Source organism: Nocardia yamanashiensis (genome assembly GCF_021183565.1).
Classification (GTDB): domain Bacteria; phylum Actinomycetota; class Actinomycetes; order Mycobacteriales; family Mycobacteriaceae; genus Nocardia; species Nocardia yamanashiensis.
The window spans coordinates 5,739,828-5,763,268 of record NZ_CP089226.1; the positions used below are offsets into that span (position 1 = coordinate 5,739,828).

The 23,441-nt window shown below is 66.1% G+C and carries 20 protein-coding genes; 10 read left to right on the plus strand and 10 right to left on the minus strand.

Features of this window, described 5'->3' with window-relative positions; genetic code table 11:
* The first annotated feature begins 13 nt into the window (after nt 1-13).
* The 7 genes from LTV02_RS26925 (at nt 14) to LTV02_RS26955 (ending at nt 10,086) form a co-directional block, all read left to right on the plus strand.
* Nucleotides 14-325: a WXG100 family type VII secretion target gene (locus LTV02_RS26925; protein ID WP_233034639.1), complete on the plus strand. Its 312-nt coding sequence runs from the start codon at nt 14-16 to the stop codon at nt 323-325.
* A gap of 52 nt (nt 326-377) precedes the next feature.
* Nucleotides 378-899, plus strand: coding sequence for a YbaB/EbfC family nucleoid-associated protein (locus tag LTV02_RS26930; RefSeq protein WP_233034640.1), 522 nt, complete (start codon nt 378-380; stop codon nt 897-899).
* A gap of 65 nt (nt 900-964) precedes the next feature.
* Complete coding sequence (locus LTV02_RS26935; protein ID WP_233034641.1) at nt 965-8,086, plus strand: WXG100-like domain-containing protein; 7,122 nt, start codon at nt 965-967, stop codon at nt 8,084-8,086.
* Nucleotides 8,087-8,090: 4 nt separating this feature from the next.
* Nucleotides 8,091-8,708 carry a hypothetical protein gene (locus tag LTV02_RS26940; RefSeq protein WP_233034642.1) on the plus strand — a complete coding sequence of 206 codons (618 nt, stop codon included), beginning with the start codon at nt 8,091-8,093 and terminating at the stop codon, nt 8,706-8,708.
* 10 nt (nt 8,709-8,718) lie between these two features.
* Nucleotides 8,719-8,973 (plus strand): hypothetical protein, encoded by a 255-nt coding sequence (locus LTV02_RS26945; protein ID WP_233034643.1) that lies wholly within the window; start codon nt 8,719-8,721, stop codon nt 8,971-8,973.
* A gap of 5 nt (nt 8,974-8,978) precedes the next feature.
* Entirely contained in the window at nt 8,979-9,734 is a 756-nt protein-coding gene (locus tag LTV02_RS26950) for a hypothetical protein (protein ID WP_233034644.1), read from the plus strand.
* Between the two features lie 121 nt (nt 9,735-9,855).
* Complete coding sequence (locus LTV02_RS26955; RefSeq protein ID WP_233034645.1) at nt 9,856-10,086, plus strand: hypothetical protein; 231 nt, start codon at nt 9,856-9,858, stop codon at nt 10,084-10,086.
* A 21-nt stretch (nt 10,087-10,107) separates the two neighbouring features.
* Here LTV02_RS26955 and LTV02_RS26960 read toward each other — a convergent pair whose 3' ends face one another.
* The 4 genes from LTV02_RS26960 to LTV02_RS26975 form a co-directional block, all read right to left on the minus strand.
* Nucleotides 10,108-10,551: a type II toxin-antitoxin system VapC family toxin gene (locus LTV02_RS26960; protein ID WP_233034646.1), complete on the minus strand. Its 444-nt coding sequence runs from the start codon at nt 10,549-10,551 to the stop codon at nt 10,108-10,110.
* Nucleotides 10,548-10,772 (minus strand): ribbon-helix-helix protein, CopG family, encoded by a 225-nt coding sequence (locus LTV02_RS26965; RefSeq protein WP_233034647.1) that lies wholly within the window; start codon nt 10,770-10,772, stop codon nt 10,548-10,550. The genes LTV02_RS26960 and LTV02_RS26965 overlap by 4 nt, the downstream gene beginning before the upstream one ends.
* Before the next feature lie 147 nt (nt 10,773-10,919).
* On the minus strand, nt 10,920-12,599 hold the full coding sequence (locus LTV02_RS26970) for a nucleic acid/nucleotide deaminase domain-containing protein (RefSeq protein ID WP_233034648.1): 1,680 nt from the start codon (nt 12,597-12,599) through the stop codon (nt 10,920-10,922).
* A gap of 88 nt (nt 12,600-12,687) precedes the next feature.
* Nucleotides 12,688-13,245 carry a hypothetical protein gene (locus LTV02_RS26975; protein ID WP_233034649.1) on the minus strand — a complete coding sequence of 186 codons (558 nt, stop codon included), beginning with the start codon at nt 13,243-13,245 and terminating at the stop codon, nt 12,688-12,690.
* 150 nt (nt 13,246-13,395) lie between these two features.
* Here LTV02_RS26975 and LTV02_RS26980 point away from each other — a divergent pair, with 150 nt between their 5' ends.
* Nucleotides 13,396-13,716, plus strand: coding sequence for a hypothetical protein (locus LTV02_RS26980; RefSeq protein WP_233034650.1), 321 nt, complete (start codon nt 13,396-13,398; stop codon nt 13,714-13,716).
* Nucleotides 13,716-14,219: a YbaB/EbfC family nucleoid-associated protein gene (locus tag LTV02_RS26985; protein ID WP_233034651.1), complete on the plus strand. Its 504-nt coding sequence runs from the start codon at nt 13,716-13,718 to the stop codon at nt 14,217-14,219. The genes LTV02_RS26980 and LTV02_RS26985 overlap by 1 nt, the downstream gene beginning before the upstream one ends.
* Before the next feature lies 1 nt (nt 14,220).
* Here the strand turns inward: LTV02_RS26985 and LTV02_RS26990 are convergent, their stop codons facing one another.
* Nucleotides 14,221-14,493: a hypothetical protein gene (locus LTV02_RS26990; protein WP_067711970.1), complete on the minus strand. Its 273-nt coding sequence runs from the start codon at nt 14,491-14,493 to the stop codon at nt 14,221-14,223.
* A gap of 136 nt (nt 14,494-14,629) precedes the next feature.
* Between LTV02_RS26990 and LTV02_RS26995 the strand changes: the two genes are divergently transcribed.
* Complete coding sequence (locus tag LTV02_RS26995; protein WP_233034652.1) at nt 14,630-20,176, plus strand: WXG100-like domain-containing protein; 5,547 nt, start codon at nt 14,630-14,632, stop codon at nt 20,174-20,176.
* A 79-nt stretch (nt 20,177-20,255) separates the two neighbouring features.
* Here the strand turns inward: LTV02_RS26995 and LTV02_RS27000 are convergent, their stop codons facing one another.
* The 5 genes from LTV02_RS27000 to LTV02_RS27020 all read right to left on the minus strand — a co-directional run bounded on the left by LTV02_RS27000 (nt 20,256) and on the right by LTV02_RS27020 (nt 23,440).
* Nucleotides 20,256-20,564 carry a PE family protein gene (locus LTV02_RS27000; protein WP_067711976.1) on the minus strand — a complete coding sequence of 103 codons (309 nt, stop codon included), beginning with the start codon at nt 20,562-20,564 and terminating at the stop codon, nt 20,256-20,258.
* A gap of 39 nt (nt 20,565-20,603) precedes the next feature.
* Nucleotides 20,604-21,821 (minus strand): hypothetical protein, encoded by a 1,218-nt coding sequence (locus LTV02_RS27005; RefSeq protein ID WP_233034653.1) that lies wholly within the window; start codon nt 21,819-21,821, stop codon nt 20,604-20,606.
* Between the two features lie 8 nt (nt 21,822-21,829).
* Nucleotides 21,830-22,135, minus strand: coding sequence for a hypothetical protein (locus tag LTV02_RS27010; protein WP_067711982.1), 306 nt, complete (start codon nt 22,133-22,135; stop codon nt 21,830-21,832).
* 173 nt (nt 22,136-22,308) lie between these two features.
* A complete protein-coding gene (locus LTV02_RS27015; RefSeq protein ID WP_233034654.1) occupies nt 22,309-22,653 on the minus strand; it encodes a hypothetical protein in 345 nt (114 codons plus the stop codon).
* 10 nt (nt 22,654-22,663) lie between these two features.
* A complete protein-coding gene (locus LTV02_RS27020; RefSeq protein WP_233034655.1) occupies nt 22,664-23,440 on the minus strand; it encodes an ESX secretion-associated protein EspG in 777 nt (258 codons plus the stop codon).
* Nucleotide 23,441: the final 1 nt, after the last annotated feature.

A 23,441-nucleotide genomic window follows, 5' to 3' on the forward strand; every position in this document is an offset into this window, starting at 1 on the left:
TTTGGGGGTTGACGTGGCACCAGAGGTAAAAGTCGACATACCTGGGCTGCGGGGCGTCGCAACAAGTCTCGAAGGCATCTCCACCGATGTCGCAAACATCCTCTCGACACTCGAGGCCGCAGTGCAAGCCGGCAACGGCTGCTGGGGAGACGACGAGCACGGGCACAACTTCTCGAAAGGTCAGAACGGCTACGAAACGCGCGAACCCAAGCTTGTGGAATCCTTGCAGTCCAAGGTTTCTCACATCAAGGAGTGCGCCACCACCTTGAGCGGCGCCGCGACTTCCCTCGAAAAGACCGACATCGACAGCGGCACGCAATTCTGACCAGCTAGCGCCATCGATTTCGGGTCGCGCACGGGGAGAGCAGGACACAGTAATGGCGAACGAGCACGCGAAGGCACAGCTGGCCGATCTGATCGAGATGGTCAAAGACGGCATGACCGCTATGGCGCGAGCGCAGGAGGAACGCGCGCGGCTGACGGCCACCGCGCACGCTGCTGGACGGCGTGTCACGATCACCGTCAACGCCGACTGCATCGTGATCAAGACCGAATTCTCCGACGACGTGGACGATCTCACCTACGCGGAGATCGCGAACGCGGTCACCAGCGCCACCCAGGACGCCGCCGCACAGGTACAACAGAAGGCGGCGCAGATCATGACGAACCTGGAGCAGGAGCAAGCTCAGATCCCGACGCTGTCGGAGTTCTTCCCCGAGATGCCCGACGTGAAAGCAATGCTGCCGACGCCACCGAAGGTCTCCACAGCACCACCGGATGCCAGCAAGCGCCGGATGGACTACACCCCCGACGATGGTCCGAGATACACCAATGTCGAGGAGTACGAGCACGATCCGCAAGCTCGGCAGCGTTCGAGTATCTCCGCGCCCGAGTGGTGATCGGCGCGGTTCGGTAGTCGATGTCGGGGTTGACCGCCGCCGGGGACTTTCTCCCGGGCTGGCTCATGCAATGGCTCAACTGGGGTGCGGCCTACCCCAAGGGTGACCAGGATCAGCTTTTCGCGCTGGGTGATGCGTGGAAGCAGGCCGCCTCCGACCTGAAGAACCTCGAACCCGAGCTGCTGGCCGCCAATAACAAACTCTCGCAGTACTACGTCGGCGACGGCGGTGCGGCGGCGGTCAAGGAATTGGCGGCACTGCTCGGTGAGAGCGAGTACTCGATTCCGACGTTGGTCGCGAGCCTGGAATCGCTGGGAGCCGACGCCCGCTCCGCCGCAACCGAAATCGAGTACACGAAGATCCAGGAAGAGATCTTCGCCCTGATGACCCTGTGGGGTGTGCTTTCGCTGATGTACTCGGCCGCGGGGAGCGCCCTGGCTCCGGCCTATCTGGTCGCGGCCCGGCTGGCGTTGGAAAAGTTCGCATCCGCGGCGGCCGAACGCATCGGCTTGATCATGGCGCGCAACGCCGCGAAAAAGATGGCCGCGCCGCTTGTCAGGCGCATCGGGGTACCGCTGGCCAAGGGACTGGGCGCGGTCAACAAAGCACCGGCCATTATCAAATATCCGACGCTGGCAGCCATCGGCGCGGGGGGCGGCGCCACTATCGGCGCGGGTATGGATGCCGCCATTCAGGGCGTCCAAATGCTGGAAGGCAATCGGGACAACGGCTATGACCTGAAGCGGACCTTTCAGACTGCCCTGGAATGGGGTGCCGGCGGCGCGGTCGGCGCACCGGTGCACGGTCTGATGACCACCGGGCTGGGGAAGCTGATCCCGTCCATGCTCGAGCAGGGAATCACCGCCAAAGGCCCCGCAGCAGCCAAGTTGTTCGGTGAGACCCTCGCCGGCGGACTCGGCGGTCTGGCAGGTGGTGGCGGCATGTACGCCGCTGGCCTCGGTAACCAGTACCACGACAAAGGCAACTGGGGCGATGTCGACAAGACGTTCCATTACCAACTCGCACTCGGCGGGCTCGGTATGGGCGGTCTGGGCGGAGCGCGCCACGGCATGACTCCGCACGATGGCACCTCGCACACCGGCGGAACGGAATCCAATGGCGCGCCGAAGAGCAATGCGCTGGGCGAGAATTCGCACGCGGCAGCGGTAGCGCCTGAGATCAACGCCAGTCACGGCGATCAAAGCGGCCAGCACGGATCGCTCATGGAGGCCGCAGCCGGCAAGTCCGAAATCGGGCAGCACGTCGGCGCGGACCAAAACGGCGCACAACACAGCGGCGCAAGCGTTATCGGGGCCGGACAGGAGCCGAAGGTCACGAACGCGGCTCCGGCGCAGGGTGCGGCCGAGAGCGGGCGCGGCGGTGCTGCCGCAACGGCGGAGAACGCACGGGCCGGCGACAACACCGGTCGGTCCGCCGACAATACCGGGCGCGCAGCATCGTCGACCGAGAACGCGCAGAGCAGGGAAGCGGCACAGAATCGACCGCAAGCCGCGGACAGCGGAGCGCGGAATGCCGCGGCCGCAGCCAATTCGGAGCGCTCGCAGGTCGCAGCAGGCGCGAATGAAAAGCCCATCCCGGGCCGCGGGCCGGAGTCGAAGGTCACCGGACGCGAAAGCCTGGTGCAGGAAGTCGCGCCTGAGCGAACTCCCTCCGAAACGGCTCGCCCGGGCGAGGTTACGCAGAATCACGGTGAGCTGGGCAAGACGGAAGGTGCCCGGCACGGGGCGGAGATTCAGAGCAACGCACCGCAGGTCACTCGCACGCCCGTCGAACCGGGACATACCCCTGCGGCTCCAGCCCACGAGCCGGTGACGCCGGTGCGCGATCCCGCGGCACCGGTGCAGCACGCCACAGAGGAACCAGCCGCTCCCCCGGGCCGCCACCAAGCAGAACCCTCGGTACCCAATCGGAGCTCCGCCGATCCTGGCGCTCGAACACCCGCCGAAACGTCCGCCGCGGCCCATCGCCCCTCCGCGGAGGCTCCTGTGCCTCGTCCGGAGCGGATTCCCGAGGCCCAGCCGGCCCGTACCGGCGATGCTCCGCCCGCGCGTCCCGGGCCGAGCACACCTGCGGCGGAACGGAATCCGAACGGCCGCGCGGATCTTCCGGAAAATCGGCGGCAAGCCGAACCCGCAGATCCCACCGGAGGCGTGTTCCCGGTCCCCGAACCGATCGAAGCCGCGCGGCCGAGCGACACCCAGCCCGCTCGCTCGGATTCCAGCCGTGGCGGCAACGCATCGGATCTCGGCAGCTTCCGTGGCGATGCCCGGCCGGCGAACGAACCCAATCTCACGCACCCCGAGCTGGCGCGCGAGATCGAAGAGAATCTCGCCGCGGTCAAGCCCGAGGACGCGGTGTGGGATCCGGAAGGCTCCCGGTTCATCCTCGAGGACGGCACGGAGATCCACGTCCGAGTCGGCGAGTCCGATCCCGGCACGGTAGCGAAGTTCACCCGGCCCGAGGAAACCGAAGCGCGCGGCCCCGACGGCTCGAAACAGCAGCCCACCTACGAAGTAACCGTCTCCGAACGCGCTCGAACCGAAGACGTCGCACGCGCCGTGGCGCACGAGGTCGCCGAGATCCGGTTGGAACAGGATCCCGCGATCCTGCGCGACCCGATCTCCGAAACTCCGGGCGAGATGACCCCGCACCTGGGTGGACGATTCGCTGAATTGAAGGTGCTGGACGCCCAACTCGACAGGGCTCTGAAGGATCCCACCCGGACCGACGAGCACACGCGACTGCGCACCGAAATCGCCGAGGTTCTCGATGAACTCGGGATGCGGGATCCGGCGACGAAAGAGACGCCACAACGGCTGCTGCTCGAGCACGATCCGGAACTCTCAGCGCGTATCGAGGAGAAAACACCAAGTCTCCCGAAGGAAACCACGGAATCCGCGCCGCGCGAACAGCACGAGTCGGCCTCAGCCGACGAGAGTCCCTCGCGTCCAACCGAACACGAAGCGGAACCCGCATGGGTTAGTCCCGAGGATCCGAACCTCACACTCACACCCGAGCAGAACCGCGCCGCGGAAGAGTTCCTCGCGAACTCGAGAGAGAACGAGCCTGCGGTTACCGATGCCATGGAACGGATGGCACGGGAAACAAACGCGGAAATGAAAGGCCTGGAGTACCGCCTCAAGGACGAGGACTCGTTCAAGCGCAAGTTCGCCACCGAACTGAACGAGAACGGCGGTGACATCGCCGCGGCCCTGGCCGATATGAAGGACTCTGTCCGCTACACCGCCACCTGGGAAACCGAGCGCTACACCGAAAACGTCAGAGCGGCCGAACAAAATCTGCGTGACCAGGGTTATGAACCCGTCAAACGCAAGCCCACCTGGACGGGTGAAGGCTACCGGGGCTTCAACTCCTTCTGGAAGGACACCGAGACCGGCCAGGTCTTCGAGGTCCAGTTCCACACCCCCGAGAGCTTCCAGGCCAAGATGGAGACGCACGGTCTCTACGACGAAATACGGCTGCTCCCAGAAGGAAACCCGCGTCGCGCGGAACTCGAGGCCCGGCAAAACGAGATCTTCGATTCCGTACCGCACCCACCCGGCGCCGAAACCCTCGTCAACGACGGACGCCCCGCCAATCATGAAGCGGCTCGAGAGAGTCCGGTCACACGCGACGAAAAGCCGACCGAACAACACCCGGACGACACCCCGCCCCCTGCCGGGCATGACACGGAAGCCGCGTGGGTCAGCCCCGAGGATCCGAGTATCACCCTCACCGCCGAGCAGAACCGCGCGGCAGACGAATTCCTCGCCCGCTCCACCGAAAACGAGCCTGCGGTCACCGACGCCATGGAACGAATGGCGCGGGAAACGAACGCGGAGATGCAGGGCCTCGACTACCGGCTCAAGGAAGAGGACTCGTTCAAACGCAAGTTCTCCGGAGCGCTGGAAGAGAACGGCGGAGACATCGCGGCCGCATTGGCCGACATGAAGGACTCGGTCCGCTACACCGCCACCTGGGAAACCGAGCGCTACACCGAAAACGTCAGAGCGGCCGAACAACACCTCCTCGACGAGGGCTACGAACCGGTCAAGCGCAAACCCACCTGGGGCGACGAAGGCTACCGCGGCTACAACTCCTTCTGGAAGGACCCGAAGACCGGCCAAGTCTTCGAGGTCCAGTTCCATACGCCCGAGAGCTTCGACGCCAAGATGCGCACCCACGATCTCTACGACGAGATCAGGCTGCTGCCCGAGGGTGATCCGCGACGTATTGCACTCGAGGCCGAGCAGAACGCCATCTTCAACTCTGTACCGCACCCCCCGAGAGCCGAAACCCTCAGTACCCCACTGGCGCACATGCTGGAAGAGCCGGGCAAGCCGTCAGGTGTGGAGCCGCCCGCCAAGAGTGAACAGGAACCGGCCAAACCCGTCGACGAGCAGCCTCGCCACAACGAGGAACAGATCCCCCGCCCGGTGTCCTCCGACGAACTGCTCGAGGACTACGGCATGCCAAAGAGCAATCAGGCCAAGTTCCAAGAGGTCGTCAACGAGTACGGGTATGTCATGGACGTCCGTCCGACGAACCCGGCGACACCGGCATGGCTCGAAAACGGCGCGATGCCCAAGGGTTTGGACATCAAAGTCAAGACCATCAACGAGTTGGACCCCTACATCGGTGCGTCGCCCGAGAAAGTCGGTCTCGTCGGCTTCTTCGAACCCACGAGACCCGTCGAAGGGGAAGTTCCCCCACACCTGTGGGATGAGGTGAACAAGCGTTATGACAAGCGATTGGAGGAATGGAACGAATTCCAGGAATCCATGGAGAAGTACAAGGAAAAAGGGAAATACAGCGTCGAGGACGGTGTGGTTCACGGCTTCGACCGGGACGGCACCCAACGGCCACTGACCGGCGATCACGACGTCTTCGACATCCGGCATCCCAATGGCGAGCTACTGTCCGCGGAGGAGTACTGGGCAGTGGTCAACGACATGATCTCCCGCGACATGGGCGTCATGCACGGCGCGCACATGTACTGGAAGACCATGGATCCTCCTGTGCACGAGGGCATTTACCAAACGATCGTCGATTCACACAAGCCAGGCGGGGAGCCGCTCGTCAGATTCAGCCCTGATGCCGAGCCGATTCTGGTCGATTCCTCGACACCCGTTGGTCGCACGGTGGAGCCCGCGCCGGTCCGGGAACCCGCAGGGATCGAACCACCGGAGTCCCAATCGCGCCCCGGACGAGCCGAAGCGCCTCATACACAAGAGGAACTCGGCGGTCGGCCGAAGAGCGAGATCAAGACCGAATCCGAGGAGATCGGCCCACAGCGCACCGCGGAGGACACCGCGCCGACCGGTCGTGGAACCGAAGCCGAACCGCACGGCGCGCGCGAAACCGGGACTCCAGAGGAACAGAAAGCTCCTGCGCCCGAAGAAAACCTCCCCGAGCAATCGCCTCCAGGCGGTGAGCACGGTGTTCCTCCGAGCGAGGTGACGCCGGTGAATCCGGTTCACTCGATCATCGACGAAGCGCTTGCGGAGCATCCGGGAATCGCGAAGGTGATCAAGGATCTGGTCGATGACTCCCAGCATCCGCTCGACCTGACACGTGCGCTCCTGGATCCGACTCGCCGTGAGGCCACGCTGGAGTTCTTGAAGGAGCTGGCGGACGGACGCGAGCTCAACGGGCGCACACTGGCCGAGTACACCGCTGAGCATCCGGGAGAAGGCCCGCTGTTCGACCGGCTGCCGGACGAGGTCAACTTCCATCCGGACGGACAGTCGCGGCTCGACGCACTCGTCGCCGAGGCCAAGGCCATGGACCCGGTCCGACAGGTCGGCCCGCATCCGACAGCGCCCGAACGTGCCGCGGTCGGCGAGTACGCACGCCGGTTGCTGACCGAAGTCCAAGCGGCCGTGAAAGCCGAACTCGCCCGTCTCACCGAGGGCGTCGACGGTGCTCGCACGAGTCTGCGCACCAAATCCGGTGCCGGCATCCTCGACAAGGTCCAACGGATGTTCGAGGGCGGGGAGAACCGGCCGCCACGGCCGAACTATCAGGTCGGCGATGTAATCGATGCCGTCGGCGCCCGCATCACCGTCGAGAACACCCGCGAACTCGCAGTGCTGCTCGAGCGCATCCAGGAACATTTCGGGATCGGTGAGCACAGCCGCATCCTCGAGATCGAGAACATGTACGCCACCCCAAAGGGGCGAAACCCCGAGTACCGGGTTATCCCTTTGGTCGTTCGCATCGATATCGACGGCATTCCGCACACCTACGAACTGCAGTTGACCACCCAGCGGGCGTCGATCGCAGCCGACATCAACCACAACACGATCTACAAGCCGTACGTCGAGACCACGCCGGAACAGCTCGGCAAGATCAACAAGATGTTCGCCGAGGCGGCGGCACTCGATCAGCGTGAGACCCGGGTACCGCCAGAGCAGGCCGGTCGGCACGACGAACAAGCAGTACAGAAACCCAACGAGCAACGAGCGGGGCTGGAGTCTCCCGACAAGCTGTTCAATCTCGGTGAGAAGAACACTGAGCGGCCGGCACCGACACGACCGGACCCGACCGAGCGGGGCGGCACTCCACATACTCCCGACGAGGGGAACTATCCACCCCGTAGCCGACCGGAAAGTGAGCATCCGTCCGAGCGGCATCAGGAACGCCCGGACACGGTCGAACCGGATGCGGCCCCAGCGCACGCGGAGCTTCCCGAACGGCTTCAGCAGATCTACGACCAGGGGGAGGACCTGCCGGGCGGACGCGGGCGCTCCTACTACACTCCCGACGACGACCTACTACAGCATTCGAGAATCGCGAAGCACCACGACAAGGACGGATATTATATCCTCGATATGCATGGCACTAGTAAAGCGGTGATCTTCGATACCACCTCCCTGAGCGCTCGCGATGCTGCGATGCTTATTCGCGCGGACCCGAAATGGAATAATCAACCTGTTTGGCTGATGTCATGCGAAACCGGGCAGGGCAAGAACTCATTTGCGCGGCAACTGGCCGATGAGCTGAACGTGAAGGTCATGGCGCCGACCGAACTCGTCTGGGGCAAGGGCGACGGAACCTCGGTAGTCGCGTCCGCACTGGTACCCAACGATCATTCATTCGGAGAGAAATTCCCGCCAGACGGTAAATGGCAATCCTTCCCGAAACCAAAGAAGAAGAAGGGATGACGTCATGAGGCTAGCCAATTCCTTCGACGGAATGGACTCGCACGGAAAGCCGATTGTCTCTTCAAAGCGCACGGCCGTGTCCGATCCGAACGAGTTCGCCAAGATAGAGCAGTTCCTGAGCGGCGGCGGATTTGCCATGGGGACCGGAAGAAAATCAGTCGATCTGATCGATCCCGAACGAGGAAATGTAGTTCCGTCGACATTTCGAACCGATGGAGAGTGGCTATGGACTGCGGCTATCGGATACTACCTGACGGAATACAGGACTCCGATCGACACCGATTTTTTGACTCATATCAGAAATTCGGGATATGTAGCATCTGTTCCGAGCGAAGCTCAGATGCAGCAAGCGCTCATATTCTTGGACGAACGGTCCAAATGGCTGTCCGCGGCCGAGGTCTGCATTGTCAGCATCACATCCGCAGGCGACTCGGAAGCCGCGTTCGCAATCGACGGACGGAACTATTCCAATGCCGGAGATTTTAATAATACGGTTCGTGAAGCATTCGACGAGCTCAATGCCCGCTCCGTGAACGCAAGTTTCGAAACCAGTCCGATAGGAATCTCCGAACCACCGTTCGCATTGCCTACGTGGGATCGTTTCCGCGAGACACTGGACTAGAGAGGCTGCCATGGAGAACTTGCGATTTTATTTCAAGCTCAGCGACCACCGCCCGGAGCCCGCCGCCGTCATGCGGCGGTTCGACGAGGATGGCATCACTCGATCCGAGTCGTATCGGTTCAACAAAGAGGGGTGGGTCGCGACCGACTTCTTCGACAAGTACCGCCTGGGCGAGAACGAAAGCGATTTCGTCGAAGTATCCGAAGCCGAAGCCGACGCAGCCATCGCCACGATCAAGCGCCGCGCCGCCGAGGGCTGGCGCTGACGTACATGAGGTACGAGACGCCGAGTTCGCGTGCCGAGCTGATACAGCGCGGTGGAGACCTACTCGATGCGGCCCGGCGATTCCAGGCGGCAGGAGACTCCGCGAACGAGAAGCTTGCGCGCGATGAGCGGGCGTTGTTGCTACGCCGGTATGCGGAGATGCTGCCGGATATCGCTGTGGCACGTTGTCCCGATTCCGGTGTGGTGGTTCACCACAAGATAGACACAGGCGATCTCGACGGGTGGTTCTGGGATCACGGCAACCCACTCCGGACGCCCGGTGAGGTGCCCGCCACGTGGTTGACGATGTGCGGAGCGATGCGACTGGGTGAACCCATCGCATTCGCGAAATTCTGGTGCGAACCCGGACCCGGGACTCCCTACGTGATTCCCCGTATCCTCTCGAGCGAGGCGGTGCGGGCGGTGATCAGCCAAGTGCAGGTCGGGCCGCATATCGGCTGGGCCATAAGCTATTTCGGACCACGCCCACGCGGCGTGCAATTGGAAAACAGCTGGGGTGCAAACGTTTACGACGTCTACGACGACGCGGGCGAGTGGCTCGGCTGGGCCGAGCATGAATCCCCGGTCAGCGAATACGATTTCGATCTGGGCCCCTGGCTCGACTCAAGGAAACTCTTGTGGATCGAGCCCGGCGATTCGGAAACCCAGCTCCGCACCGGCACAGCGGATTGTCCTTACCTGAACATGCCGGGAGAACGCACGAAGGCGTTCATCTTCCGCGGCGAGGTCCGACGAGCCTGATGAGCGCGACGAAATTGAAACCCGTTGGCCCCTATCGGGCCATCGAGTTCACTGCGGTCAATGAGGCGATCGCTCGCTACTTCTGATTGGCCGATGCCGAGAACGGAGCCGAGGAGACTCGATGGCTTTGCTGGTGTACTTCAAGCGAATTCGTGAGGACGATGCCGAGGTGGAGTACCTCTACGGTGGCGACAAGGAGGCGCTCGAGGATGTGCTTGTCATCGAGAAGAGCAGCCGAAGGCTACGTTCCGATCAGGTGAGTAACCATCTCATGGTCGCGGCGGCGGCCAAGATCGTGAGCCAGGCCGCCCTGACAGGACGCTGGCCCGGGTTCGGGGTACGCGCTTCCTAGAGCAACCCGCACCGGCACCAGTTACGACTTGGTGAGATCGTCGGGTAGAACCTGGAAGGCGGCGTATCGGCGCAAGGGCCGGAGCACTCGAAAGTCCCTGCGGTCCAAGGTCAGTATCTGGTCGGTGTCGAAGTGGTCGGCCAACACCACGCAGGTGGCATCAACGATGTCGAGGTTGAGGTCGTGATATGCGGCACGGACCTCGAGGGCCGAACGTAGTTGTGCCGCACCGATTTCCCCGACGACGACACGGGTGGCGGCGATTCGGTCGGCCAATTTGCCCAGGATCGCGTCCGCGACCTTGCGGCCGGCACGGACGCTCGCCACATGGTGGACCTCCGTCAGGGCCAATGGGCTGACGACCAGTGCGCTCGCGGCGTCAGCTGCCCTGCGCACTGCGAAGTGCTCCGGTTCGGTTCGGTTGAAGAGCGCGAGCAAACCGGATGTATCCGCGATGACGATCATGCGGGTCGATTCATCGCATCGTGAATGTCTTCTTTGCCGATCGCACCGCCCATATCGAAGGTGTCCTCGTCCTCGACCAGCGGCTCATCCCACTTACGGTGCCGCATGAGGTACTCCCGGACCGCATCGCGAGTGAGTTCATGCTTGGAGCGCCCCTCAGCCTCAGCTTGCGCTTCTAGCGCAGCCTCTTCATCCGCAGGGAATCGCATCGTCCAAGCCACGTAGCGATGATACCACTGGCGATACCATCCTCGCCCGCGCATTCACCACGCAAGTCTCGAGCTCCGAGCAATGGGGGTCTCTGATTCAGAGGAACAGATCCTTCGCCCGCCCACGGCGCGACTCGCCGAGCGCAGCCCACCGGATGCTCACTTACCGCCGGCCTCGGCGATCAGCTTTTGCAACAGGTCGTTTCCGGCACTCAGCGCGGCCGCGTCGTTTGCTACCCAGGGGACGCTGTAGGAGACGGGGGCTTCGGGGCGGAGGCCCTGGAGCTTCGAGCCGCAGGAGGCGAAGCAGGGTTGGCGTTCGCTGTAGAGGCCGGTGATCTGGTCTGGTTTGAGGCCCTTAGCTGTCAGCTGTGCCAGGAGGTCTTCCTCCGAGCGGGCGGTGGGGTTGTCGGATTGGCCGTCGCCGGAACCGATTACGAGGTCGCCGGTTTTGGGGTCGTTCAGGCCGGGGACGATGGCGACCACGAAGTTGCGGGACGGGGAGATGCCGCCCGACTGGCGGGCGCGGTAGGCGGCTTGGCTCGAGCGGTCCTTGTTGTAAGGGGCCTGTTGGTAGGTGCAGTTGGTGCCGCAGGAGGAACGGGTGCGGGCGCCGTCTTGGGCGGTGCGGATGGTGTTTACTACGCGGTCGATTTCGGCTTGGACCATGGCGGTGGCTTGGATGTCTACCGAGCCGGCGTAGTTGATGGTGTATTCGACTGTGACGTCGCGGTTTTGGGCTCGGGCCTTGGCGTCGGCTTCGGCTTGTTTGCGGGAGCGGATGGCGGAGACGAGGGCGGCTACGCCGGTGTCTACGCAGGTCATTACGCCGCTGCCATTGATGGGGAGGGTTTGGGTGGTGGTGCAGCCGGTGCTGGGGGTGCCGTCGACGGTGATGGAGGCTTTCATTACGGCGGAGATGTTGCCGGAGAGGCGGGCGCCGGCGGTGGCGGTGGTTTTGGTGGTGACGGTGGAGGTGACGGTGCAGCTGGAGTTGTCGCATTTGAGGCTGCCCTTCGAGTCGAAGTCGAAGGAGATGCCCAGATTCACCGCGTTGGAGAGGGTTTGGGTTTGGGAGGCGAGGTCGTTGTAGGTCTGTTCGCGTTCAGCGGGGGTCACGATCGGGAACAGGATGGGGCCCAGCGCACCGTCCGAGCCGTAGGTGGCGATGCCGCCCCCGTTACCGCCACCTCCGGCGCTACCGCCGCCGCTGCCCGACTTGGCGCTGGTGGAGATGCGGGAGCCGCCGGCGTCGGGGATCCAGCGGAGCAGGCGATGGGGGGCGGTCGCGGAGACCGCGAGAGTGCCGGTGGGAGTTGTCACTTCGATGGCTTCGTCGGAGCCGACCCGGACCGTGGGCGCGCCGACTCGGGGGAACGCGGTGGCTTGGTCGAGGCCGCGAAGGAGGGTAAGGGCCAGTTCGCGTGGGGACCAGGCGCCGGTGGGAACGACGGCTGCCAGGTCGTCGGAGCCGGTGACCCATTTGCCCTCGAGGGAGGCGCTGGTCATGCCGCGCGGGAGGTTGGAGGCCAGCGCGTTCTTGGGGGGCTTCAGATAGGTTTTGCCGTCCACGGTGAGGACGTCGGTCTTCTGCTGGCCGGCCGCGGTGACCGTGCCGACGGTTTCGCCGCCGGAGGTGGCGCGCAGGTCCCAGGTTCCGCCTTGGGAACTCGAACCGGTGTAATGGGCGACCGGTTGGGTCAGCAGGTCGACAAGGGCGGCGTAGAACGGGGAGGTGTTCGGAGCGGCTACGGGATGGCCGGGAATGGTCGCGCATCCGGTGGCTATCAGAGCCGTGACCAGCGTCGATCCGATCAGCCCAATTCGTCTGCGGTGCACTGTCACCGCACCCCCCAACTCCGACCTGAATGCGTCGAAAAGGACGCTAATGCCAACCGGTCGGGGTAGCAAACGGACCCGCGCGGACTTATCCCCAGGTGGTGAGGGTCACGGCGTAGTGGTCGTGCAGGGCTTGCAGGCGCGCCTGGGTGAAGCGGCCGGGCTCGGATTCGTAGATGCCGCGGCCGCGGTCGGAGGTGAACGCGGAGGCCGGGATTCGGTCGGCGTCGGCGGGGACGAACTTCAGGGTTTCCGCGACGGCGGCGACGGCAGTTGCCAGGGCGTGGCGGCCGGCTCGGCGCGCTCGGTCGTCGAGCGCCGAGGGGTCGGCGGGAACCTGGCGGGCGGCGACATCCGAATACCAGAGCCAGACACCGGGATCCAGGAGTTCTGACGGGTTGTCGAGGCCGAATTGGACGGCGCGAGCGGGAGGCGGGAGTACCTCGTCGGGGAGGCGGAAGGTGTAGTCGCGCGGAGTCCCACAGCGGGCGCATTCGCCCGAATACCGGCTGCACAGCACGCCGTCGACGGTGACCACCGCACTGCGGAAGGCACAGTCCGTCCCACCGCAGGCCGGGCAGGGCTGCAGGCTCACGTACAGGCGAGCTTCCGCGTTGGTGCGGGCGAGCGGGAGGGTGTCGGGCATGTCGCCTACCTTGCCTCAGATCGGGCGCCGGAGCCATCCCGGGGGCGGCCGGAACCCGGCGTTGTTCATATTGAGTTCACCGATGTGCTGTGGCAGAGTCGATTTCGCTGTGCTGAGTGCAGGATCGTGATCGTCGGATTGGGGATCTCCATGTCGGGAACAGTGCGGGCCACCTCGAAACTCGTCGGTGACGCGGCGACCATCGCGGGCGAGATCCGGGCGCGGCTGAACGCCATTGCCGGGGATGGCCGGGCCGCGGTCGCGGCGGGGCAATCGGCCTGGGGTGACGACGAATTCGGAGCCAAGTTCGCCGACGGGGAGAAGGGTTTCGTCACCGGAACCGACAACATCACCACCGGGACGGACAGTCTGGGGACTTCGTTCGAGAACCTGGCCACCGGATTGGGGAAGGCCGCGACCACGCTGCGGAACATGGAGCACAAGAACAAAGAGAACTTCCGGTACCGGTAGTGCGGGAATCAGGAGACGCGGCATCGATTCTGGAGGGCTTCCAGGAGCAGATGCGGGCAATCGCGGAGGCTTCGCGCAAACGGGCGCAGTTGACGGCCAGTGCCAGCGCGGCGAACGGGCGGGTCACGGTGACCGTGAACGCGGACGGGATCGTGATCGCGACGCGGTTGAGCGCCGACGCCGACTCGCTGACGCTGGACGAGATCGCGGCCGCGGTGACTTCCGCGGCGCAGAAAGCCGCCGCCGACGTAGGACAGCAGGCGCAGGAGCTGTTGCGGCCGTTGCGGGACGAGCGGTCGCGCATGCCGAAACTGTCGGAACTCTTCGACGGGATGCCGGATCTGCAGACCCAGGCGCCGGTCATTCCGCCCGCGTCGCTCGCACCGCCCAAGTCGCGGCGGGTGACCGAGTCGGTTGAGCTCGGCCCGGAATTCCGCAATTCGGTGGATTACGACAAGTGGCGGCGGGACAACGAAGGCGGAGCCACCAACCCGGGGTGGTGAATCACTCGCCGGTTTCCGGCAATTCGGGGTAGTAGCCGCGCTGATACGGCGAGAGCTGCGAGATGGCCAGCTGACCCGCGCGCTGGCAGATCGGGCAGCTGCCGGTCGTGTGGCATTCGGGGCAGCGCTTGCGGCCGCCCGCGCCGTCGTCGAGCCAGCCGCGGCCGCCGCAGCTCGGGCACCAGCCCAAACCCTCGCACTCGTAGCAGAGCACATAACCGGGCGTGACGGTCTCCGGGGTGCGCACCGGGTCCGGCCATTCGAACTCGGCCATGCTCGCCTCCTTTCCGGCGGACCCTATCACCGGCGGGCGACATCTCCCGGTCCCGCACCGTTGGTTTTCCGTAAATGTTGAGTTCACCGGCAACGTTGTGGCACAGTCGGACTCGCCGAGATCAGATGCGACGGGCGTGAGGGGCTTTGTGGCGCTGGAGTTTCCGTCGTGGCTGGAATGGCTGGAGTGGCTGGTCGGATCCGACTGGCCGCACGGCAATGAGGACCGCATGTGGCGGATGGCCCAGGATCTCGAAGCCGTTGCGGGACAGGTCGATGATCTCGTCGGCGACCTCGACGCGCTGATCTCCAAGCTCGGCGACGCCTATCCGGAAGGCGATGGCGGGGAACAGATCCTGGCCTGGCTGAAGCCGCTGCGGAACGGGAACGAGCAGGGGCACGGGTCGATCACCGAGCTGGGCGACCACTATCGGGCGCTGGCCAAAGCCGCCGACGATATGGGCGATCAGCTGCAGTCGGCGAAGCTGAACTTCTATATCGCGGGAGCGTGGCTGGTCGCCGAGCTGGCGATCGCCGCGGCGTCGGGGCCGCTTGCGCCGTTCCTGGAAGGGACCGCGTTCGCGGCGGGGCGGACCGCGTTCCGGTTGCTCGGCGAGCAGTTCGCCAGCCGGGTCATGTCGCTGATCGGGCGACGGATCACCAGTCCCCTACTGCAGCGGATACTTCCGAAGCTGATCTACGAGGTCACCCAGGAAGCGCTGGTAGAGACCTTCCAGGGGCTCAGCCAGGAATTCCTGGTGCAGACCATCCAGCAGCAGACCGGTCATACCGATGGGTACGACTGGGGTGCGATGCGGGATAACGCGATCATCTCGGCCATCGCGGGCGCGGGCGGCGGCGCGGTCGGGTACGGCATGAATCACTTCCTGCCGCCGGATGTGGGTGGCTGGAAAGGGGCGCTCAAGGGCGGCATCACCGGGGCTACGGCGGGCGCGGGCGGTGCGGGCGCGGCCTGGCTGGCGGGCGGAATGCTCAACGGGAACTGGGATTTCGATCCGCGGTCGCTGACCGGCGGGGCGTTGTCGGGGGCCGGGCCGAGCGCGCTGCACGGGTTCGCCGGGCAATCCGATCATTCGGGTGCGCCGATCGGCTCGAATCTCGGTCGATCGGATGCCCCGGGCACGCAGAACGGCAGCGGAACGCGGGAAGCACCGGACAGCAGAACGGAAGCCCCGGGCGCGCAGAACGAACCCGGCGCACAGCAGGCACCCGAGTCCAGAACCGAAGCGCCGGCCGCCCAAAACGGCTCCGGCACACAGCAAGCACCCGAAAGCCGGACCGAGGCGCCGGGAGCGCACAACGGATCCGATTCGCACGCACCCGAAAGCCGGAGCGAGGCCCCGAGCGCACAGAACGGAGCCGGCGCGCAGCACGCGCCCGAAGCGGGCACGGATGCGCCGAGCGGGCAGAACGGATCGGGGGCGCAGCAGGAGCCCTCGGGCACCGGCGAATCCGAAGGGACGCGCACGCACGCGGCCAGTTCCAGTGCGGGCGATGCCGATACCAGCACCGGGGCGCGCCAGGAGGCGCCGGCTCAGGAGCACAAACCCGAACACACCGGCGACAACAGCGGGGCGGTGGCGGTGGACGGCCGCCGCGACCGGCCCGAGGCCGACCCGCAGGACAAGGGCGAGGGATCGGAGGTTACGCAGCGGACCTCGGGCGGGGCGCATTCCGGCGGCTACAGCGGCGGCTCGGACACGAACGACGGCTCACACCAAGCGAACAACGGCCAGGCAGGCCAGAACTCGGGTGTGGTCGCTGCCTCCGGGCCCCCGGCATCGACCGCGGTGAATGCGCCGGCGTCGAACGTCTCCGCGAGCGGAACGACACCCACATCAGCACCCTCCTCGACCGTGGGCGGCCCGTCGTCGACTTCCACCCACCCCGCTGCCGCGTCCGGCCCGGTCGACGCCCGAACCAACGCGCAGACAACCCCGGCCGCCAACTCGCCGGGTACAACGAATCCGGCCGGACCCGCACCCGCGTCGGGCCAGCCCGGCGGTCCCGGCCCGCATTACACCGGCGCTGCGCCCGCCAATGCCACGACGGACCGACAGCCGACCGGCGACCCGGCACGCGCGGGCGCGCCCGGCCGGGATGTCCGCGCGTCTGCCGAAATGGACGGCACCGCGGCAAAACCCATGACGACGCCCGTTCAAGCGGCACCCAACGCGACCGGACCGGTATCACCTGACCACGATTCGGGGCCGCCTCGCATGGATCACTCCGGCTCGGTGACGTCCGACCAGCTCACCAGATCCGGCGACGCATCCGATACACCCGGACTCGATCACTCGGCGGCCCCAGATTCCGGGGACGGACCACGGCCTGATTCCACTGTGTCGCGGATAGATTCGACGGGCGAGAGCACGCCCAGCCGCGTCGCGGGGCAATATCGGGACACCGGTTCGCCCCACACTCATGACGCCTCGGACCCGGCTGACGGAGCGCGCCCCGCGCGGGAATCGTCCCGCGACACCGAATCCCCGACCACGCCGGATGCCGACGGTCTCGTACCGGTCCCGGTACCCGTGGATGGCTCTGCGCCGCATCATGCCGGTGACGGGACCCGCTCCCCCACCACGCCGTCCGATTCCCGGGACAGCGGGACGGCCAAGGCTGTCGGGGATTTCCACGGCAATGCGCGGCCCACCGGCACACCGGATCTCTCGCCGGAGTTCGTGGCGGATCAGATCAGCAAGAATCTGGGACTGGTCACGCCCGAGGGCGTTTCGTGGAACCGGGATCAGCAGCACTTCCTGCTCGACAATGGCGATACCGTCACGATTTCCATCGCCGAGTCACCGGCCGGTGCGGCGGACGAGGCGCCGGTGGCGCAATTCCGGGCGCGGCCGGGCGGATACGACGTCGAGTTGTCGCCGCGGGCACGGGACGCGGATGTGGTGCGGGCCATCGCGCACGAGCTGGCGGAGATCCGGCTCTTGCAGGATCAGGATCCGGTGCTCCCGGTCGATTCGCAGGAGGACCGGCCGACCACCTTGACCCCGCACCTGGGCGGGCGGTTCGCCGAGCTGCGGGTGCTGACCGCCCAGATCGATCAGGCGGCGGTGGATCCGGCTCGGGCACAGGAGCTGCCGCGATTGCGGAAGGACTTCGACGATCTGGTGAATCGGCTCGGATTGCGCGATCCGGTGCACGGGCCGATCGTCGAACGACTGCTGGCCGAGCATGACGCGGCGGACCACACCGCACCGGAATCGGCGCTCGCGCAGCGGGTGGCGCTCGAGGAGCGCAACCTGCTCGAGTTCCGTCCCCGGTTCGGTCCGCAGTTGAGCGATGCCGACTACGACCAGGCCGTCGCGGAGCATCTGAATCGGTTGCGGCAGGAGGTTTCCGGCGATTTCGCGGAGGACCTGGTTCGTGCCGAGCAGCGGTCCCTCGACGGGCGGATGCGCGAGGAGCTGGCACGGCGCATTTTCGATCCGTTGTTCGAGCCGAGCACGAAGCCCGCGCGCGGCACCGTCAAGGTCGATTTCCTGCTGGAGTCGCTGGATCCCATCAATGCCGCGCTCAACGATCCGGCCTTGACGCCGCAGGAGCGTGCCGTGGCGCTGCGTGATGCCATCGACCAGTTCCGCAACGCTATGCCGGAGGCGTTCCACGCGGCCATCGATCCCGAGGTGTTCACCCGGATGGGTTCCGCTGCCGACGCTTTCGCCGCGGCGCCGAACCGGATCACCGCGGTGCTGGATCACGAGAGCGGGCGACTACACGTCGCGGGGACCACTTCGCCCGTGTCGCTGAGCGATTTCCTGCGCGAGGTGGATCGCGCCAATCGCGCCGCCACGGCACAGGGCTTGAACATCGAGTACACGGTGGTCGTGCATGACGGCGCGAACGGGAAATCGAGCGTCGAGATACTTCCTCGCCCGCGCCCGCAGCATCGGCTTCCGCTGGCGCAGAACGCATTCGGACCGGACAACACTCGCATACCGCACCAGCCGCGCCCGCCGGTGTCGCGCGTCACGGGCGGCCACACCATCGACGTCGGCGTCGGGCGCAGCGCCTTCGCGGTGGAGATGACCGCGGCCGCGGATCGCGAAGGCGGCGGCCTGGTCATCAAGACCGAACTCGCTTCCGATTTCGCGGTCGCCGGCCAGCGCCGCCGCGATCTCGGCATCCTGGATCCGGGACCGCTGACCCAGGCCGGCACCGTCATGGTGTTCGGCGATCTGCTGACCGGCGGGCACCTGCTCACCGACGCGCCCGCGGGTGAGGTGGCGCGGATCTTCATCAACAATGTCAGCGCCGACCTGCCCGACTTCGTCTACCGCGCCATCGCCGAAAGACTGGCGGAGACGCTCGCGCCCGGCGGCCGGGTCGAAGTGCAGTGGGATATGAAGCCCGAACGGGAGGGCGGCGAACCGGGCGACCGGAACCACATTCTGGGCACCAAGCTGTGGGACGCGATCGAAGCCGTGTACCGGGATCGCAACCAGCCCAACCCGTTCCGGATCGACGAGCACCGCGTCTTCCCGTATCCGGGCAACAGCGACTACGACTACACGATCGACGCGGGCGCGAGCAACAACCTGAACACCGCGCGCATGGCGGCCTTCAATCCGCCGCTGCCCGAGCATCGCATGGTGCTGGTCTACGAGCCGGGACCGGACGCGCAGGAGATCCAGTCCACCTACGGGATTCCCGAGCAGAACCAGGACAAGATCCAGACCTATGCCGACCAGCACGACCTGGTCATCGATGTCCGGCCGACGAATCCCGACGCGGTGGGGCATCTGCAGGACGGCGCCATGCCCAAACCCATGGCGGTCAAGGACAAGACCGTCAACGACGCCGATATCGCGCTGGGCGCACCGGCCGAGGCCAAGGGTCTGGTCGGGCGGTTCGCGCCGGGGCAGCTGCAATTGCCCGACCCCGAAACGCTGACCGCCGAGCAGCTGCAGGCACTGCAGAAGCGGCTCACCGATCGCGAGAACGACTATCGGGCCTACGAGAAGTACATGGCCGACCTGATCGCGCGGGGCGATTTCCGGGTGACCGAGGAGGGCGTGCTCGAAGGCCGGGTTGGCGACGAATACCGGCCCGTGACCGGCGATCACGATCTGTTCGACATGCGTCACGCGGACGGCACCCGGCTCACGCCGGAGGAACTGGCCGAGCACGAGACCAACCTGATGGGCATGAACGCGGGCATCCAGCACGGTCCGCACGTGTACTGGGAGCCCGCCGGCGAGTATCAGCGGGTCCGGAACTTCGAGAAGATCATCAACGAGCATCAGCCGCCCACCGAACCGGATTCGGGCAATGAGCCGCTCATTCGGTTCCGGCCCGGCGGTGATCCGGAGGTGGTGTGGGCCGATCTGGATCTCGAGGCCATCGACCGCGAGATGACGCCGTGGCATCTGGAATCGAATCTGAGCGGGATGACCCCGCGCCGGGAAGCCGACCTGGACGAATTGCGCAGGCGGGCCTACGAACTCGCCAATCACCCGGACTTCGATCATGCGGCGTACCGGGCCTGGTTGAGCAACCCGGAGGTCCCGCCCGCCGACGTCGGCTCACCCGCGCATCAGATCGCGATCATGAAGCTGGCGGCGCTGGCGGGCACGGACCCGTCCGACATCCTGGCCATGCTCGACGCCGATGCCACTGCACCCGAATCCGATTCGGACGCCTGAACTGGCAGCTGCGGTAAGCCGTGGCGGGACCGCCGGCACGGCCCGCTACGGAAACGGCTCAGAGCGAGTGCGAAACGGTTCAGAGCGAGACGAAGTCCACCACGGACGCGTCTTCGACCTGGCCGAAGTTATCGGCCTGGGCGCGAATCGCGGTGGCCAGCTTGCGCAGTTCGTCCACGCCGGGCGCGGACTGCTGCACGAAGGACGCGCCGACCGCGGTCAGCGTGCCGGCCGCGCGCACCGACACCTCGTCGGCGCCGGCCGCGGGAATGGACAGCGCCGCCGAGTCCGCACCCACGGCCGCTTCCAGGCGATCTGCCAGCGCGTCCAGGTCGGCGGCCGCCGCGAGCGCCGCCTTCTTGTCGAAACTTACGTTCCCCGTAGTCATTTCGGACCATCCCTCCCTTGTTCAGCGCATCCTATCGTGTCACGGCGCGACCCGTGGCGTGGTGGTCCCCACCGCGCCCACCACCGGCACCCCGGTATTGCCGAGTTCGCCGACCACCTCGTCGCCGTGCTCGCCCGTGACCAGGTTGGAGTGCACCTCGTCGTCACCGGCGTCGCCGCCGCGCGCGGCCAGACCCGCGCCGTGCGCCGCGGACATCGGCGGCACCATGCCCGGAGCCATGGCGGTATTGCCGCGCACCGGGGCAGCACCGGATTCCGACGCCGGCGCGGCCGGTGCGGCGGTGGCCGCCGAACGCGTGTTGTGCAGCTGGCTGAGCGGGGCGCTGCCGCCCGCACCCGCGAGCGCGCCGATCGCACCCGAAAGCGCTGCGCCACCGGCGGATCCGCCCGTGCCCACCGACGCCGCCTCACTCGCCACCGGTTCGACCGCTTCGGTCTTGGCGATGGACTGCAAACTCTGCTGCGCCGACTGCACCCCGCTGGACACCGTGCTCGCACCCGTCGAGAGCAGGCTCAGCAGCTGCGTCAGCTGCGACATCGAGCCCGCGGAAGACGACGGGGCCTTGGTCACCGCCACCTTCTGCCCCGCGGCCGTCATATTCGCGCTGTGGACACCGAGCTGCGCCTTGGTCGAGGCCACCACCGCCGTTGCCTCCGCGGCGGTTTCGCTCGCCAGCGACAGCACGAACACCTGCCCGGCCGGGGTGACCAGGAACGGGGCCGCGATGGTCAGGCCGGTCACGAACTTGGTGATGATCGCCGCCATGCTGGCATTGCCGACCGCCACCGTGCCCGCCGCGCCGGTGAGCACGGTCTTCTGCTGCACGTTCTGGGTTTCCAGCTCCGCGGTATTGGCGGCGGCCTCGGTGCCCTTCACTGCGGCCGAGGTGGCGCCGTCTCCGGACCAGTCGCTCGAGGCCATCGACGCCAGCGAGCTCACCAGGGACAGGACGGTCTGCAAGGCGCTGGAGACGTTCGACAGCGCCGTGGTGGCATCGGAGGTGTTCAATTGCCCGGTGCCGAAGGACGAGGCCAGATCGGTGAGCGGGCGGGTCAGCACCGACAGGTCCAGCGTCGGCAGCGGCGGCAGCTCCAGTGAGACCGACACGGCTGGGATCTCGGGCAGCGTCGGCAGGCCCATATCGCGCAGGATGCTGTTGACCGGGCGATCCAGCATGGGGCCGAGGGCGGTGCCGCGCAGCACTTCCGACAGTGTCGGATCGGAGGGCGTGGTCATGGTCGCGGCTACAGCGATAGGAAATCGTGGCCGGAGACGGCTTCGGTGGTGTCGTGGATCGCGGCGGCCTCGTGCGCGGCCAGCGCGGTGCCCGCGTAGACGTGCGCCAGCTCCGCGGTCGAGGCGAAGTGATTGGCTTGCGCGCCCGCGAAACTCACCAGGAATTCCTGGCCGATCAGGCCGAACACCGGGATCACGGCGGCGAGGGTGGCGCTTTGGTCCACCGCCGCCGCGGATGCGACCGTGGTCGCCAGCGCGGCATTGGCCTCACCGTAGGCGCGGATCGCGTCCGTCGAAGCGACGAGCTTGTCCATCGGAGCCCCTCCATCAAGAAGATCAACTCGTATCGAACTATACAGAGCGAGGCTTCGCCCGGCATAGCAGTCTTCACATACTTCACACAATGGCGATGAACGCCGGGTGATCCCGAAATGATCAGCTGGTGATGCGGATTATTCTGGCGCACCGGGGGTTTCGGGACAAACCCTCAGATCGGCCGCAACCAGCTGTCGGGTTCGGTGTCGTAGTCCTGCTCCTCGACGATCTCCTGCCGCGAAACCTGTTCCACGGTGGGCAAACCCGTCAGTGCCAGCAGTTCGGGCGCCAGCCCGGCGGCCTGCAACTGGGCGCGGCGCTGCATACCGGCGCGAGTCGCGGCTTGCCGGCACAGCCGCAGGATCTCCGCGGCCAATGGCTCAGGTGCGCCACGCAGCTGATCGGATTCCACCGAAAGACCCACCGGCAGACCTTCTTCCGTCGTGGTCACCACGATCGCGCCGGTGCGCGAGGAGACGGTGAACTCGGTGGGGAATCTGGGTTGTTCGACGGTCATCGACGCCCTTTCATTCGTCCGCCAGTGTCATCAGCACTTCGGTGATATAGCTGTCCAAGGTGGCGATCATGCGCCGGCGATCGGCCGCAGCCGCCACCGGCGGGAAATCGCCGGTCACGATGTAGCGGCCGTCCTCAGCCACATCGCGCCATTCCAGCTTCTGCCGGGTGATGCCGCGCGGGCCGAAACGCGAACGGCCCTGCACCACTTCGATCACGCCCAGCCGCAGCGCTTCCGCGGCCAGGAAGTCCGCGGCCTGGTCGACCACGGTGCCGTCCATGGTCTCGTGCGCCGGGGACAGGCCGTAGCCGTAGTCGAATTCGTCGGTGTGCTCCGGTTCGGCCAGCACGACGTCGCGTCCGCGCCCGGCTTCCGAATCCGGGAGGGCACGAATCAATTCCGTGGCTAGTTCCGGCCCATAGCACTCCGTGACGGTGAAACCCGCGCTGTGCCTGACGGTTTCACCGGGCTGCTGCACGATCAGGTAACCGAGGTCGTCGCGGCGCAGGCCGAGGATGCGGATACTGCCCGCCGGGTCCTCCCGATCGCGGCCGTCCCAGCCGTGCACCTCGACCTTCACATCGGGCGCACCCATCGGCGCGAGCACCTCGACCATGTTCTCCTCGCGCTCGCGCAGCGCGCCGCGGGCGTCCGCCAGCGCCATCAGGTGGTCGTCCCACCACTGCTCCCGGGCAATGAAATCCAATGGCCAGGGCAGGGTTTCGACGCCGAGCTGCTCCCACAGCACCAGTAGCTCCAGGTCGGAGAACGACCAGCTGCGATACACC